General features: G+C 63.5%; 12 protein-coding genes, 1 tRNA gene and 1 pseudogene. 9 read left to right on the forward strand and 5 right to left on the reverse strand.

What is annotated here, in order from left to right; translation table 11 throughout:
- Positions 1–39 precede the first annotated feature (39 nt).
- The 4 genes from G6N81_RS09255 to G6N81_RS12980 form a co-directional block, all read right to left on the reverse strand.
- Positions 40–1,512, reverse strand: coding sequence for a YdbT family protein (locus G6N81_RS09255; protein ID WP_165135983.1), 1,473 nt, complete (start codon positions 1,510–1,512; stop codon positions 40–42).
- Positions 1,509–1,976 carry a PH domain-containing protein gene (locus tag G6N81_RS09260; RefSeq protein ID WP_165135986.1) on the reverse strand — a complete coding sequence of 156 codons (468 nt, stop codon included), beginning with the start codon at positions 1,974–1,976 and terminating at the stop codon, positions 1,509–1,511. The genes G6N81_RS09255 and G6N81_RS09260 overlap by 4 nt, the downstream gene beginning before the upstream one ends.
- Before the next feature lie 40 nt (positions 1,977–2,016).
- On the reverse strand, positions 2,017–2,169 hold the full coding sequence (locus G6N81_RS09265) for an aureocin A53 family class IId bacteriocin (RefSeq protein ID WP_165135989.1): 153 nt from the start codon (positions 2,167–2,169) through the stop codon (positions 2,017–2,019).
- Positions 2,170–2,323: 154 nt separating this feature from the next.
- Positions 2,324–2,494 carry a LuxR C-terminal-related transcriptional regulator gene (locus G6N81_RS12980; protein WP_165135992.1) on the reverse strand — a complete coding sequence of 57 codons (171 nt, stop codon included), beginning with the start codon at positions 2,492–2,494 and terminating at the stop codon, positions 2,324–2,326.
- A gap of 500 nt (positions 2,495–2,994) precedes the next feature.
- On the opposite strand from G6N81_RS12980, the gene G6N81_RS09275 reads away from it, so the two are divergent.
- The 7 genes from G6N81_RS09275 (at position 2,995) to G6N81_RS09305 (ending at position 7,989) form a co-directional block, all read left to right on the forward strand.
- Complete coding sequence (locus tag G6N81_RS09275) at positions 2,995–3,549, forward strand: RNA polymerase sigma factor (protein ID WP_165135995.1); 555 nt, start codon at positions 2,995–2,997, stop codon at positions 3,547–3,549.
- Entirely contained in the window at positions 3,549–4,634 is a 1,086-nt protein-coding gene (locus G6N81_RS09280) for a DUF4349 domain-containing protein (protein WP_241245139.1), read from the forward strand. The genes G6N81_RS09275 and G6N81_RS09280 overlap by 1 nt, the downstream gene beginning before the upstream one ends.
- A 10-nt stretch (positions 4,635–4,644) precedes the next feature.
- Positions 4,645–5,151, forward strand: coding sequence for an amino-acid N-acetyltransferase (locus G6N81_RS09285; protein ID WP_165136001.1), 507 nt, complete (start codon positions 4,645–4,647; stop codon positions 5,149–5,151).
- A gap of 23 nt (positions 5,152–5,174) precedes the next feature.
- A complete protein-coding gene (locus G6N81_RS09290; RefSeq protein ID WP_165136004.1) occupies positions 5,175–5,849 on the forward strand; it encodes a hypothetical protein in 675 nt (224 codons plus the stop codon).
- Positions 5,850–5,866: 17 nt separating this feature from the next.
- On the forward strand, positions 5,867–6,277 hold the full coding sequence (locus G6N81_RS09295) for a dehydrogenase (RefSeq protein ID WP_165136007.1): 411 nt from the start codon (positions 5,867–5,869) through the stop codon (positions 6,275–6,277).
- 47 nt (positions 6,278–6,324) lie between these two features.
- The gene (radA, locus tag G6N81_RS09300) at positions 6,325–7,695 is read left to right on the forward strand and encodes a DNA repair protein RadA (protein ID WP_165136010.1); all 1,371 of its coding nucleotides are present in this window, start codon (positions 6,325–6,327) and stop codon (positions 7,693–7,695) included.
- 203 nt (positions 7,696–7,898) lie between these two features.
- Positions 7,899–7,989: transfer RNA gene (locus G6N81_RS09305), tRNA-Ser, on the forward strand.
- Between the two features lie 154 nt (positions 7,990–8,143).
- Here G6N81_RS09305 and G6N81_RS09310 read toward each other — a convergent pair.
- Positions 8,144–9,276 (reverse strand): annotated as a pseudogene (locus G6N81_RS09310) (IS481 family transposase); the annotation flags it as partial.
- A gap of 508 nt (positions 9,277–9,784) precedes the next feature.
- Here G6N81_RS09310 and G6N81_RS12585 point away from each other — a divergent pair.
- Positions 9,785–14,998, forward strand: coding sequence for an alpha-amylase family glycosyl hydrolase (locus G6N81_RS12585; protein ID WP_206527865.1), 5,214 nt, complete (start codon positions 9,785–9,787; stop codon positions 14,996–14,998).
- A 34-nt stretch (positions 14,999–15,032) separates the two neighbouring features.
- Positions 15,033–15,641, forward strand: a complete 609-nt coding sequence (locus G6N81_RS09330) for a hypothetical protein (RefSeq protein WP_165136013.1) — start codon at positions 15,033–15,035, stop codon at positions 15,639–15,641.
- Positions 15,642–15,742 lie beyond the last annotated feature (101 nt).

A 15,742-nucleotide genomic window follows, 5' to 3' on the forward strand; every position in this document is an offset into this window, starting at 1 on the left:
AGAGCGACGCTTGACCATATGTCGGCCCGGGATTTCGGACTACGCGCGTTCATAGGAGATGCCTTCCGTAAGGGGGGTGTGAGTGTGTGGACGGGTGCGAACGATCGACCGGAGCCGTTGAACATCGCATTCCGTAACGCCCGCCGCACGTAATGACAGGGTGCCTCCGGCGTACGCGTGCAGGCTCATGATCGACCGCCCGCCGAGGATCAGGCGAGAGACAACCTGAATCGCGTTCCCCCGCACGATGTCGACCCGACGGCGCATGACAACATGCGAGCGCGACACGCCACCATGCGTGATCCGAATCCGTGCTGTGGTGGCCCAGAACACGGCAAGTGCGAGTCCCACGCCCGTCATGCCCGCGGCGCCGGAGGTGATGATGTGGGTTCCGCTCCTCAGCATCATCGCGCAGATCGTAGCGCCAACGGTGAGCGGGACGATCACAGAAGCGGCGAGGAGCGCATCTGACCGCCGTGATGGGGTGGGGTCCGACCACTCAACGCCAACGCGACGCAGTTGCTCGGAGGCAATTGACACAACGAGATGGCGTGGGAGAGACGGGAGAACGAGGTTCGTGCCGACCTGTTGTGAACTATCGATGGACAGTAGCGACATACGCGCGCGTCCGATCACGGCTTCGATGAGGTTTTGTTGAATGCGGACACCCACAAGCGATTCTGGACGGATGGTGCGGTCGCGCTTGTGCAGCACGCCATATTGGACGCGCAGGTTGCCTCCCTGGCTTTGCTGCAGGCGCAACCCGTGGAAACGGCACGCGCTGGCGACGGATCCAGAGGCAAGCATGATGACGACCAGCGCGCCCACGCCGATCGCGGGGGAACGGAGCAGCAGCGGAAGAATCATCTCGAGAAAGCCGAGGGCCTGGAGGGCTTCGACAATCCCCATGACAACGGCGCCTCCGATCACGGCGAACTGCCCGTAGATCACACCCGCAAAGGCGAGCTGCCCAACGCCGGCTGCATAGATCAGTGTGTCCGGGCTCGGTTGAGCTGGATGTATCCCCGAAGGCGCACGGCCGACAGACAAGGTTCCCGCGGCGGATGAGGCGTATCCGCGCATATCGACGAGCAGGCGATCATCGGCGCCGTCGATGACAACCTCAGACGCTTCATCGCCCCCTGCTCGGAGCGCGACGCGGTGCAGGCCCAGCAGTCGATACGACATGCTGCGTTCGACATCGATCACATGCGCGTTGCGCCACGTGATGGTCCGCAAGCGATGCATCACGATCCCTGTGACGACCGTTGCGTCCTCATCCGTGATGAGGACGTACGTCGAGAGCCACCGCACGACAGGCTGGGCCACAAAAAAACCGAGAAGCGCGATGAATCCCCACAGCGCAAACTTCCCGAGCCACGGCTCATCAAGTGCGATATATGCAATGAGGCCTGCGGTGAGCGTCACGAGTGACGGCGCACCGGCGAGATAGTCAGCGGTGATTGTTCGTGCGCTGAGGCGCCGTCCACCTCCGCGCCACCGGATGCTCACGGTTGTCCTTCGGAGACGCCAACAACGGACGCACGGATTTTCTCGGCGGTGAGGACATCGACAGGACCCAGCACCTGTGGCTGAGCGATGGTCATGAACCTTACCTTCGCCAGACCCAAGCGGCGCAGCATCGGGCCCTGAACGATGGACACACTGATGACGTGGCGCAGCGGGAGTTCCATTTCCTGCTTGATGAGCAGGCCGCGTCGGATGCGGAGGGATTGAGCGTCGATTGTGTAGCGGACCGAGCGGATGAGGCGAACGTTGATAACGAGAATATCAAGCGCCATCACGACGATCGCGGCAACAGCAGTGAGCACTGCAACAAGGAGCGTGTGCTCGGTCGGTGCGATCCAGGCGCCCGCGGCGACGGCCGCCATGATCACGGGGGTTCCCGAAATCATGGCGACCTGTCGACCGTAGGTTACCGCCGACGGTGGCAGTGCATGTTCGAGGCGGCTCATGGCGCAGCCGCCCGAACGGTGCAACCTGTCGAGGAGTCGACTAGGCCAGTCCGAGAAGCTGCAGGATGAGCTGCAGAATCGATCCCCACGAGAGGCCGCGGTTCAACCAGGATGCGACCTTGCGCCAGTTGCGCTTGGCCCACGAGATGGCGCTCTGGACCTTCCGTTTTCCCCATCGCCAAGCCTGCGTCAAGACCCAGCCGCAGAACTTCAAAACCCGTGCTCACATATTTGACTCCTTCACATTCAACACGAAGCGACTTGTCGGTATGAACAAGTCGCCATGCGAAGGTATTTGCGCAACTCGCCGCGGCGCATCGGCAATGTGAATGGATAAAATACATCCTTTAGTTCACTCTCGCATCGACACGAGAACGTGTGTCGGAAACGTGGGACCTGGTGATGAATGTGTCATTGCGTCCGAGGGCATGAAGGACCACCTGCACGCGCGTTCGTACATTCCATTTCGACATTACGCTCGCGATGTAGGACTTCACGGTTGGCTCTGCGAGGTGCATTTGGTTGGCGATCTGGATGTTGGACAGCCGCGCCCACTCGGTCTGATCGAGCGTGCGGCGGATGCCGCCCGACCGAATCTCGCGCAGAAGGACTGCCGTCGGCGTTGCGGAAAAGTTGTTCGAGTGCCCCCTTTATGAGTGGCTCATCGGAGACTACCGTCACACGTATATCCTCTTGCACTCCTGTATGTCTCCATGTACTCGTCCAGATGCATTACATCGCATCATTCATTCTGATTGCCGTCAGAATTACCGTAGGGGGACTTCGAAGCGGACACCACCGCCCGCGGTAGGCGAGTGAATCCAACTTTGGTTGGATTGGCGCGTGTGCTGCGGGCGTGTAGGTAGGGCGAATCGCTCGAAGGGTCACCCCGCACGCGAGACCGAACTTCATCCATGGCCTGCCGCCAGAACATCCGGAACACAACATGTGAGACGATCACCCCTCTCGCGACACTGTTCAGGGTGAGAGACGATTGCACCCGAGGACGGGCGGACCCATGTTCGACGAAGACACAACAGACGCGGAGCTGGTGGCGGCAGCCGCGGCGGGCAGCGAGCTCGCATTCCGTGCGCTGTTTCGCGCCTATGTACGACCTGTTTTTTGGATCGCCTATGGCCTGCTCAGCGACAGGGCGGACGCGGAGGACGTGGCGCAAGAGACGTTCTCGACGGCGTGGCGCAAGCTGAACGGCTTCGAACTGGCCGGAGAATCCGCGTTGCCGTGGCTAGCCACGATCTGTCGAAATGTGTCGGCGAATCGCATCCGCGCCCGCCGCCGTGAGCGTCAGCACACCGGCGGAATGGTTGATGAGCGTCAGCCGGACACGGTCAGCGTCGAACAGCAGGTGATCGACGCGGACCTCGCGGATCGCATTGCGCGCGAGGTGGACGGAATGTCGGAAACGGATCGCCGGATTTTCGCCCTATGCATCACCGAGGGCTACGCCTATGCGGCTGCTGCAGCGGAGCTCGGTGTCAGCCATGGGGCCGTCCGTAATCGCCTCTCTCGCATTCGAACGCAGCTGCGTTCCGTCGTCAGGGAGGAAGCGTGATGAACACAACAGGTCAGGATCTGCCCGTGCTGACGGACGAGCAGGTGGAGCGTCTGGAATCGGGCGTTTTCTCCGATATCGCCCGCCAGCGTGCGTCCGAGCGCGAGAGCGCGCGGAAGCGTCGGCGCTGGATTACCGGGAGCCTCACGGCCGCAGCAGTTGTGGCGGTTGTGGCGATCAGCACTCCGCTCGCGATGCAGGGAATGCTCACGGGCGGGAGCGATGCATCCGACACGGCCAGTGCCGGATACGACGGCGGCCCCGGCGACGGGGCATCGATGCCGGAAATGGCCGGAATCGACGAGCCGGCCATGATCGAAGCCGAGGCGATGGAAGACTCGGCCGCCAGCCGTGACGCGACCGACATCGCCACCGACCGCCGCGTGATCCGCAATGGCTACGTGTCGATCGTTGTCGGCGATGTTCTGGCCGCCAGCGAAGAACTGACGGCGCTCGCCGCCGAGCACAACGGATACGTCGAGGCGATGGGATCCTCCAGCGACCGCTACGACGAGCTTGCCGCGGCAACCGACATCCGGTCGGGGTGGGCGACGCTGCGGATTCCCGCGGAGTCCTTGGACGAGGTGCGATCGGCGCTCGGCGACATCGGGTCGGTCACGAGCACGGAAATCTCCGAAACGGACGTGACGGACCAGGCGATCGACCTCGAAGCGCGCATCGACGCGACGCGCGCGTCGGTAGACCGACTGACCGAGCTCATGGAGCAGGCCGGTTCCGTTGCGGATCTTCTCGCGGCCGAGCAGGCGCTGTCCGAGCGACAGGGGCAGCTCGAGTCCTACCAGCGTCAGCTCGACGGACTCGAGAACCAGGTGGCGATGTCCACGCTGCACGTCGATCTCACGCGCGAACGCGAGGTGGCATCAACAGACCCGGCGGGATTCAGCGACGGTCTGCTCAGCGGATGGAACGGGCTGATCGGCTTCGCAAACGGCGTCGTCATCGCCGCCGGATTCGTCTTGCCCTGGGTGGGGGCGATCGGTGTTGCCGGCCTGATCGTGTGGGTGATCGTGCGCATCGTTCGACGCGGGCGCGCCTCTCAGGACGCCACGAGCCGCGCGGAGTAGCCTGGCCGCGATGACCGAGTTCACCGTTCGCCCCGCACGCGCCGCCGATATGGAAGCGGTGCACCGCATGCTGCAGCCGTTTGTGATGCGGCGCATCCTGCTGGGCAAAGACCTGGTTGTGCTCTACGAAGCGACGCAGGAGTTCATGGTCGCGGTGGATGAGCACGACCGGGTCATGGGCTGCGGCGCCCTGCACGTGATGTGGGAAGACCTGGGCGAGATCCGTACCCTTCTGGTCGCCGACGAGTGGCTGCACCGCGGCGTCGGCCGGGCGATTGTGGCGGCGTTGGAAGAGAACGCGCGCGTGCTCGGCCTGACCCGGCTGTTCTGCCTCACCTTCGAGACAGCTTTCTTCGAGCGTCGCGGCTTCCAAGAGATCGGCGAGCAGATCGTCTCGCCCGATGTGTACTCGCAGCTGGTGCGCAGCCCGGACGAGGGTATTGCCGAGTTCCTCGATCTTGCGCATGTGAAGCCGAACACTCTCGGCAACACCCGCATGCTGAAGCAGCTCGTCTGATGCCGCGAACGTAGGCTGAACCCGTGGCGAACAGGAAACCGCGCAGACAGTCGAAGGCCGTGTACCGGCGGCGCCGTCTGGTGCTGGTCGTCTTCAGCCTGCTGGTGCTTGCGGGCGTCACAACGGCGATCGTCTTCGGCGTGCGCTGGTTGGTGCAGGAGCAGCCGTGGCAGAACCTCCCGTTCGTCGGCAGCAGCAACGAGCAACCAGAAGAAGAGCCCGATCCGATTCCCACGCTTCTGCCAACGGCGGCCCCTGATCCGGAAGCAGACGACGAATCGGACGAGGAGCCCGAGCCACAGGCGTGCGCTCCGGCAGATCTGAAGCTGGAGGCGCTCACCGACAAGTCGGACTACGCGGCGGGGGAGACCCCGGCGCTGTCGATTCGCCTGACGAACCTCGCCGAGATGGACTGCATCGTGAACGTCGGAACGACGCAACAGGTGTTTACCGTGACCAGCGGTCCGGACACGTGGTGGCGTTCGACGGATTGCCAGGCGGAACCGGAAGACGCGTGGGTGACGCTCGAAGCGGGCCAGGTGGTGGAGACGAGTGAGCCGGTCACCTGGAACCGTCAGCGCTCCACGCCGGAGACCTGCGACGCCGACGAGCGTCCGGGCGCGACAGCGGGCACGTATGTGCTCGAGGTGGCCATCGGAGAGGCGCACTCCGAGCCAGCGAGCTTCATCCTGCGTTGACAAAGTAGCCTGGAGACATGGGTAGCAAGCGCAAGAAGCAGCAGCAGATCGACCCGAAGGAATTCCGGTCCGAAGCGCTCGCACAGGCGCTGGAGAAGCAGGACATCGCGGCGGTGGCCCTCGCCCTCCGCAACGGGAACACCGTCGTGCCGCTGATCAAGCCCGGCCCCCGGGACAATCCGCTCGACGGCGGCGAGGTCTGGACATATCGCGATCAGAACACGGGGGAGATCGCGCTGCTGCTGTTCAGCGATGCGCGAAACAAACCGAAGAACCTCCCGCCGGGCGTTGGCCTCTATTCGCCGGCGTGGTTGACGACCTTTCTGACGCAGTACCGCGACACGATCACCACCGTTTTCCTCGATATCGCCGGGCCTCACCCGATGCAGGCATCACCCGGCGATCTGCTCGAGGCGCTCGAGGCGTAGGCGCGGGGCTGACACGTTTGTCAGTGGCACCCTCGTAGGCTCGGATCATGGCAAAACGACCCGCGGCTCCCGCATACATCTGCTCCGAATGCGGGTGGACAACGGCCAAGTGGGTCGGACGCTGCGGCGAATGCCAGCAGTGGGGAACGGTGGCCGAGAACGTCCCTCAGCAGGGGCTCGGCAACCGTTCCGTTCAGTCGCTCGCGCCGTCCTCCGCGGCCCGGCCGATCACGCAGATCGACACGGCTGACGCGCCCCGCCGCCCCAGCGGGGTCGGAGAGTTCGACCGCGTTCTTGGCGGCGGTGTTGTGCCCGGCGCGGCCATTCTCCTGTCGGGAGAACCCGGGGTCGGCAAGTCCACCCTCCTGCTCGAGGTCGCGGCACGCGCGGCAATGGAGGGGCGCCGCGTTCTGTACGTCAGTGCAGAAGAATCGGTCGCCCAGGTGCGGTTGCGTGCCGAGCGCACGGGGGCCATGCACGATCAGCTCTTCCTCGCGGCGGAATCCGATTTGGCCACCGTTCTGGGCCACCTCGACAGCGTTCAGCCCGAGCTGGTCATCGTCGACTCCGTGCAGACGGTGGCGTCCAGTCAGCAAGATGGCGCGGCCGGAATGCCCGGACAGGTGCGCGAGGTCGCGTCTACGCTCATTCGCGTGGCTAAAGAGCGTGCGCTGCCGATCATCATCGTCGGCCACGTCACAAAAGACGGCAGCGTCGCGGGTCCGCGGGTTCTCGAACACCTGGTCGATGTGGTGTGTCACTTCGAGGGAGATCGTCAAACGTCCCTGCGCTTTGTGCGTGCGCTCAAGAACCGCTTCGGACCCACCGACGAAGTCGGATGTTTTGAGATGGCGGGCGATGGCATCCGCGAGGTCCCCGACCCGTCCGGGCTGTTCCTCTCGCACGGCCAGCCCACCGCGGGAACATGTGTGGCGATTTCGCTCGAGGGGCGCCGGGCGCTGCCGGTAGAGGTGCAGGCGCTCACCGTCTTCAACCCCGCCCCCAACCCGCGCCGCGTTGTCTCCGGCGTCGACTCCGCGCGCGTAGCGATGGTGCTGGCCGTCCTCGATCGCCGTGCCAACATCCGCACCGGCAACGTCGACGTGTACGTCTCCACGGTTGGTGGTGTGCGGTTCACCGAGCCCGCCGCCGATCTGGCGATCGCCCTGGCGGTTGCCGGATCGATTAAGGACTTCACGCTGCCGCGAGAACTCGCCGCGGCGGGTGAGCTGTCGCTCGCTGGGGAGGTGCGGCCGGTCACACAGGCCAAGCAGCGCCGCGCCGAGGCCGAGCGTCTGGGCTACAAGCGTGTGATCGATGATCGTGCCCGCACGCTGGTGGAAGCGCTCGAACAGGTGCAGGGCGCAGCGCGCGAGCAGCAACCCACCGCCGATCTCGCGTCGATTCCCGAGTTCTAAGCCGGCATCGGCGTCTGGAAAGACTCGACCCCGGACACGCCCGAGCTCTCGTGGCCGGTGGCCGGTGCGATTCCACGCAGCGGGGCGTCGAACCCCGGGATTTCAGGGGAGTGCGGGTGCCTCACAGCCCGTTCGGCACGCTAACAGCCGATGCCCAGCGGACGGATTTGGGGGAACCGTCACTGATCCGTAAACTTGATCCCGGTGACGTGTCCGAGCGGCCGAAGGTGCAACACTCGAAATGTTGTGTAGGGTAACCCCCTACCGTGGGTTCAAATCCCACCGTCACCGCCACTTTGTCCTGAGTCGCGACATCGTTGACAGATGAGTCGCGACTCAGGACTTTTTCGTGGGTTCGGCGGGTTGACGGTGGCGCTGTGCTGGTGAGTCTGGTCATCGTTGACGGGATGAGTCGGGTCCTCGTTGACGGAGGTCACTGCTTCTTGGGCTGGTAGTTCCGGGTCGGGTCGATGGTGTGTTCGGCGATGATCTCGCCGGTGTTCGCGTCACTGGTGGTGATGTTCCGGTCGTGGATGAGCATGAGCACGGGGGTGCCGGCGTGGGCTTTGCCGATGCCCAGGTGGCGGAGCTGGCCGGCGTAGCGGATGGTGACTTTCCCGTGCTTGTCGACCTTGTCGGTGCGGGAGCGCCATTCGGAGCGGGTCGGGGTGGCTTTCGGGAGTGCTGTGTAGGCCTGTTCGGGTGTGCGGCGGCCGACGGATCGGTGCGGGCGCTGGGTGTTGTACCAGGTCTGGAATCCGGTGAGCAGGGTCTGCAGGTCGGCGATCGTGGCGGGCAGAGGGCGGGCGCTTAGCCAGCGTTTCAGGGTTTGGTGGAAGCGTTCGATCTTGCCCTGGGTTTGCGGGTGTCCGGGCCGGCCGTTTTTTGGGTGATGCGGTGGGCGGCGAGGAGTTTCTCGAAGCCGCCTCTTGCGCCTTTGTGTCGGGCCAGGCGGGTGGTGAACACGAGTCCGTTGTCGGTCAGGGTAGACATCGGCGCCCCGTAGTGGTCGATCAGTTCGGTCATGGCGGTGACCACCATCGGGCCGGTGAACGCGGCCTGGGCGCGGATGTCGAGCAGGAGGCGGGAGTGGTCGTCGAGGAAGTCGAGGATCTCGACCCGGGTGCCGTTGGCGAGGTGCCAGTGGGTGATGTCGGCTTGCCAGCATTCGTTGGGCAGATCGGCTTGGAACCGGATGTAGGAGCTACGGGGGCGTTTGTGGGGTGCGGGGGTGATGAGGCCAGCGGTGTGCAGGATGCGGCGGATTGTGGAGGTCGATGGCGCCCGGTGGCCGTCTTGTTCGAGGTGCCAGGCGATGGTGACCGGTCCCGCGTCAGCGCCCTGGCTGACCAGCTCGCCGCGCAGTTCGATGATCCGGTCGCGGATCGCGGTCGCGGTCGTCCCGGGTTGCGTCTTCGGGGCGCGGGAGCGTGGCGTCACCCGGTCGGGTCCTTCGGCGTCGTAGCGGCGGACGAGGGTGTGCACCCATTGCCGGGTGATGCCGAATCGGGCGGCGGCCTCCGCGAGGGTTAGGCCCTGTTCACGGACGGCTCGGACGATGACGAGGTTCTTTGGTTTCACGCCCTATCGTCGTTCGCGTTCGTGTCAATGATGTCGCGACTCACCGGTCAACAATCACGCCGCCGCGATCGTCAACGATGCCCCGACTCAGCCGTCAACGATCACGAGCGGGATCAGCGCGAACGGCTGTCAACGATGTCCTGAAACCAGACACCTCCGTCTCCGCCACATGTCTGAGGGCACCGATCGTATGATCGGTGCCCTCAGACATTTCTGGATGGCACGGAATGTGTGCACCTCTGCCGCTAGTCGGCCGTTATTTTTTGGCCGTCAGCGATCCGGTTCAGCAAGACCGGCCGTTGGTGCGACATCCGCGAAATCGCGGGGATTTCGCCTGTGCCTATGGCGTCTCGCGCGGGCTTTTCCGAATGTTTTTCCTGTATGGAGACTCATCACGGATCAAATGCAAGCGCTTGCAGTTTTCGGCCTTTCCGTTGATCATGGGGTTAATTTGGCCATAGAGGGCCGGCAATCACGTTGCGAGGAAGCACGAAGGATGCGAGGAAGCATGAACCCGCAGGGAATGGCCGTGGACAGCGGCAAAAGGGGGATGCGGCGATGGTTCGCTGCATTGGTAGCCACACTGATGGTGACGGCCGGTCTGGTCTCGTTCACCGGCGCCGAAAAGGCAGTAGCCGCGGCGCCCGGGCCGAAGGACACGATTGCCGTGCTCTTCTCCTACACCTGGAACAAGATCGCTGAGGAATGTGAGAACACCCTCGGGCCGGCCGGGTACGGCTATGTGCAAACCTCGCCTCCGCAGGAGCACGTCATGGTCCCGAGCGAGGGCAACCCGTGGTGGATCTACTACCAGCCCGTCTCGTACAAGCTCGAGTCGCGCATGGGTACCGAGGCCGAGTTCGAGTCGATGATCTCGCGCTGCAACGCCGCGGGGGTGGGCGTGATTGTCGACGCGGTCATCAACCACATGTCCGGCGCGCCCAGTGGCGGCACCGGTTGGGCTGGCACGCAGTTCCAGTACTACAACTACCCGGGTCTTTACGGTGACAGCGACTTCCACGACTGCCGACGCGACATCAACAACTACCAGGACCGCTGGGAGGTCCAGGAATGTCAACTGGTGGGCCTATCGGACCTGAAGACGAGCAGCCCGAGCGTCCAGCAGAAGCTCGCGGACTACCTCAACAAGTTCATTGACATGGGCGCGGCCGGATTCCGCATCGATGCTGTTAAGCACATCGCCGCCTCCGACATGAACGGCATCATGAGCAGGGTCAACAACCGCGACGACATCTATGTCGTCCAAGAAGTTATCCGCGCAAACGAGCCGATCCAGCCCGAGGAATACCTCGACTACGGTGACGTGCACGAGTTCGCTTATGCGCGCAAGCTGCAGGAGGCATTCGGCGGATCACGCATCGACTGGCTCATCAGCGGCGCCGGCATCGGATCGACGTGGGAAGGCTTCCTGCCTCAGGCCAACGCTGCGGTGTTCGTCGACAACCACGACACCGAGCGCAACGGCGAGACGCTGTCGTACAAGAACGGCAGAAGCTACGACTTGGCGCAGATCTTCACGCTCGCATGGAACTACGGCTCGCCGTCGATCCACTCGGGCTACGAGTTCTCGGGCTTCGACGCGGCTCCCGCCGTCGACGGCCAGGGCCGCGTGATCGATCCGCAGCCGGGCACGAACGGCTGGACCTTCAAGCACGCCCAGAACGACATTCAGAACATGGTCGGATTCCGCAACGAGACCTACGGTACTGCTGTGGTCAACAAGTGGAGCAGCGCTGACGGCTCGGCCATTGCGTTCGGTCGTGGCGACAAGGGCTATGTTGCGATCAACAACGGATCGGGATCGGTGCAGCGCGAGTTCACCACGTCGTTGCCCGATGGTGAGTACTACAACGTGATCAAGGCCACGAGGACTGGCGACACCTGGTCGGGCGAGTCGGTCGTCGTCTCGGGTGGAAAGTTCACCGCGAACCTCGGCGCCAAGGACGCGATTGCGCTCCACGCCGGCGCCAAGGTGGACCCAGGTTGCGAGGATGCCGCAAACCCCACCGTCCCCACGAACGTGACGGCTACGGGTACCACTGTCCAGCTTTCGTGGAACGATTCGACGGACGACTGCCAGGTAGCCGGCTACCAGATCACCCGCACGGGTGGTGCCGGTGGTTCGGTGACGCTGAACTCGACGACGACCTCGCTGACCGACAGCGGTCTTGCCGCGAACACGGCGTACTCCTACACCGTCCGGGCGCGTGACACGGCGGGCAAATTGTCCGGCGCGTCGAGTGCGGCTTCGGCGACCACGGGTGAAGGCCCGCAGACCCCGGTGGCGACGGTGTATTACCAGGTGCCGTCTGGTTGGTCGGCGGCGAATATGCATTATCGGGTTGGTTCTGGTGCGTGGACTGATGCGCCGGGTGAGTCGATGAGTGCGGTGGATGGTTTTGCTGGTTGGTTCCAGTTGTCGGTGGATGTTGTTGAGGGTGAGTCGGTGACGGCGGCTTTCAATAATGGTGCTGGTGTGTGGGATAACAATGGTTCGCAGGATTATGTGATTCCTTCCGGTGGTGACTGGTCGGTTTCTGGTGGTTCGGTGTCGGCGGGTAAGCCGGAGAAGGCTGAGCCGTTGGATGGCGAGTTGTCGTTGTTCTATAAGCCGGCTGCGGGTTGGGGTTCGGCGTATGCGCATTACCAGGTGGGTTCTGGTGAGTGGACGGCGGTTCCGGGTGTGCAGATGACGTCGGTTGCTTCTTGCGAGGCTGGTTCTGGTTGGTATCACCTGTCTGTTGATTCGGGTGCGGCGTCGAGTGTGACGGTTGCGTTCAACAATGGTTCTGGCACGTGGGATAACAACGGTTCGAGCAACTACACGTTCACGACCGCGACTGCTGCGGTCAGCGGTGGTGCGGTGTCGGTGAAGGACCCTTGCGCTTCGGTCGATGACGACGATGAGGATGACGTTGTCATTCCGGGTGTGCCTTCGGGTGTGACGGTTGTTCCTTCGGAGTCGTCGGTGGCGGTGTCGTGGCCTGCTGTTGCGGGTGCGACGTCGTATCGGGTGGCGTATCGTGCGACGGCGAGTAGCAAGACGCTGTTCCAGGATGTTCCTTCGGGGACGTCGGCTGTGGTGTCGGGTCTGAATGAGGGGACTGCTTACTGGTTCAAGGTGAGTGCGTCTAACTCTGCGGGGGCTTCGGCGTTCAGTGCGGCAGCGCACACGACGACGGGTTCGGGTGATGTTGTTATTCCGGGTGTGCCTTCGGGTGTGACGGTTGTTCCTTCGGAGTCGTCGGTGGCGGTGTCGTGGCCTGCTGTTGCGGGTGCGACGTCGTATCGGGTGGCGTATCGTGCGACGGCGAGTAGCAAGACGCTGTTCCAGGATGTTCCTTCGGGGACGTCGGCTGTGGTGTCGGGTCTGAATGAGGGGACTGCTTACTGGTTCAAGGTGAGTGCGTCTAACTCTGCGGGGGCTTCGGCGTTTAGTGCGGCAGCGCACACGACGACGGGTTCGGGTGATGTTGTTATTCCGGGTGTGCCTTCGGGTGTGAGCACAGTGGTCTCGGGCCAGCAGGTATCGGTGAGCTGGACAGCGGTTGCGGGAGCGACCTCATACACGATCTCCTACAGCACCGGCGGCGGTGCTGCGACGACGGTGGCATCCACGGCCACCGCTACGGTCATCACGGGCCTTGCCGCGTCGACGACGTACTCCTTCCGGGTGCGCGCCGAGAACGCCGCGGGCAACTCGGCGTATAGCGCTGCCGTCACGGCGACGACGGGCGAGGCTCCGACCGACGAAGAGCCGGGCGGCTCGGTCGCCGGTGCGACAACGGCAAGCCCCCTGGGCGGCGACCCGCGCAAGGACGCGATCTACTTCATCATGACCGCGCGCTGGTACGACGGTGACCCGAGCAACAACATGGGTGGCGCGCTGCACGAGAAGTCGGGCAATGCGGCTAACGACGACCCGATGTTCCGAGGTGACTTCCAGGGCATCATCGACAAGCTCGATTACATCAAGGGCCTCGGATTCTCGGCGCTGTGGATCACCCCCGTGGTGACCAACCGTAGCGACTACGACTTCCATGGCTACCACGGTTGGGACTTCCAGCGCATCGATCCGCGACTCGAGTCGCCGGGTGCCACCTACCAGGACCTCATCAATGAGGCTCACGCCAAGGGCATCAAGATCTATCAGGATGTCGTCTACAACCACACCTCACGCTGGGGCGAGAAGAACCTCTACAGTGCGACCGTCTACGGCAAGCGCGATGCGGAGTGGAGCTGGTACTACGACGAGCCTGTCCCGGGTAAGGTCTACAATCCCGCCAAGCCGCAGCCTGATGGCAGCGCCTACAACGGCGACCTCTGGAGTGAAACTCAGCCCGCTGACCAGAACTGCCAGAACTGGGGTGTGCAGTCGGGCTACTCCGCCGAGGGCTACAAGGTGTACCACTGCCAGTGGCCGAACGCTACCTCGGGCATGTTCCCAGAGGAGTACTTCCACCCCTGCTGGATCGGAAACTGGGAAGGCTCTGACTCGAAGGATTGCTGGATCCACGAGGACCTTGCAGACTTGAACACTGAGAGCGCGGTCGTGCAGGACTACCTGATCGACACCTACAACAAGTACATCGATATGGGTGTAGACGGCTTCCGCGTCGACACGGCGGTGCACATTCCGCGAGTCATGTGGAACCGCTACTTCCTGCCGGCTCTCCAGGAGCACGCGGTCAGCGTTCACGGCGAGAAGGGTAAGGACTTCTACGTCTTCGGAGAGGTTGCACAGTTTGTGCACGACAAGTGGAACCGTGGTTCGGTCAACCACTCGGCGCCCTTCTACACCTGGAAGGAACGTCGTGAGTACAGCCCCGATGACGTGCAGGCGGTCATCGAGCAGTACCAGTACGAGAACCTCATGGGTGGTGACGGTCAGCCGCGCAGCGCGAACGCGTTCCTGGACGGCAACAACTATCGCACGCCGGACTACTCGCAGTTCTCGGGCATGCACATCATCGACATGCGCATGCACATGAACTTCGACAACGCCCACACGGCGTTCCACTCGGGCATGGACTCGGATGACGTGACCAACGACGCGACCTTCAACGCGGTGTACGTCGACAGCCACGACTACGGTCCCGGCAAGTCGAATGTGCGCTTCGACGGTGGCACGGCGGCATGGGCCGAGAACATGAGCCTCATGTGGACGTTCCGCGGCATCCCGGTTCTCTACTACGGCTCGGAGATCGAGTTCCAGGCCGGTCAGCAGATCGACTGTGGTCCGTCGTGCCCGCTGGAGACAACGGGTCGCGCCTACTTCGGTGACCACCTCGAGGGCAACGTTGTGGCGAGCGACTTCGGAGTCGTCTCGTCGGCCTCGGGCGCTGTTGCCACCACGCTCGCGCAGCCGCTCTCGCAGCACCTGCAGACGCTGAACCGCATCCGCCGCGGAGTGCCTGCGCTGCAGATGGGGCAGTACTCGACCGAGGGCGTCTCCGGGGGAATGGCGTTCAAGCGTCGTTACGCTGAGGGGTCGACCGACAGCTTCGTGCTGGTGACGATCTCGGGCGGGGCGACCTTCTCGGGCATCCCCAACGGGACCTACGTCGATGCCGTGACGGGCGACACCAAGGTCGTCTCGAACGGAACACTGTCTGTCTCGCTCTCGGGGCAGGGCAACATGCGTGCCTATGTGCTCAACGGCACGGGCAAGATCGGTGATGGCAGCCCCTACCTCAACTAAGGGCCGCCTGTACACCGCTGAAGAAAGGGAGAACATGACAAGGAACAACTTGGGTGGGTTTGGACGCACCGCAATCGGGGCGATCGCCGCAGTCGTGCTTGTCGGATCGCTCGCCGGATGCACGGCGGGCGACGACACTCCCGATGTGACCGAACCCGACCCCTCGCCCTCCGTCGAAGAAGAGGGGACACCCTACGTTCCCGAGGCCAACGAAGACGGATCGGTGATTATCTCGGCGATCAGCGACTGTGGTCAGATCGGCGGGTACCTCGGATCGCTCATCGACGGACTTGAGTTGACGCTCGAATCTGTCGACCCAGGGGTCGTGTTCTGTGACTGGAGCGGTGATTCGCCCGAGTCGCCGGTCGTGAGCGTTGAGATCACCGGCGACGGCAGTATCCCGGTGCCCGCGGCCGATGTGGTTGCGGCATCCGGAGGACGGGTCATCGAGAGCCCCGCCGCGGACTCCAAGGGCGGAATCGTCTACGCGCTTCCGGGTGCGAGCGGGCAGGCGTTCGCGCTGATGGCCGTGTTGCCCGATGTCGCCGTGTCGGCGACGGCGGTGGGTCTCGACATCACCGATGAACAGGTGGGTCAGCTCGCGAGCGCCGTCGAAAACGTCCTCACACCAGGGGGCGAATGACGGGGGACTCCCTTTCGTGACCTTTTTTCTCGCGAGAGCAAAGAGAGTAATGAGGGTTTGACCGGATGCTGCAGACCGACGGTCTGCAGCATCCGACTATC

The sequence above is a fragment of the Microbacterium amylolyticum genome (assembly GCF_011046975.1).
GTDB lineage: Bacteria > Actinomycetota > Actinomycetes > Actinomycetales > Microbacteriaceae > Microbacterium > Microbacterium amylolyticum.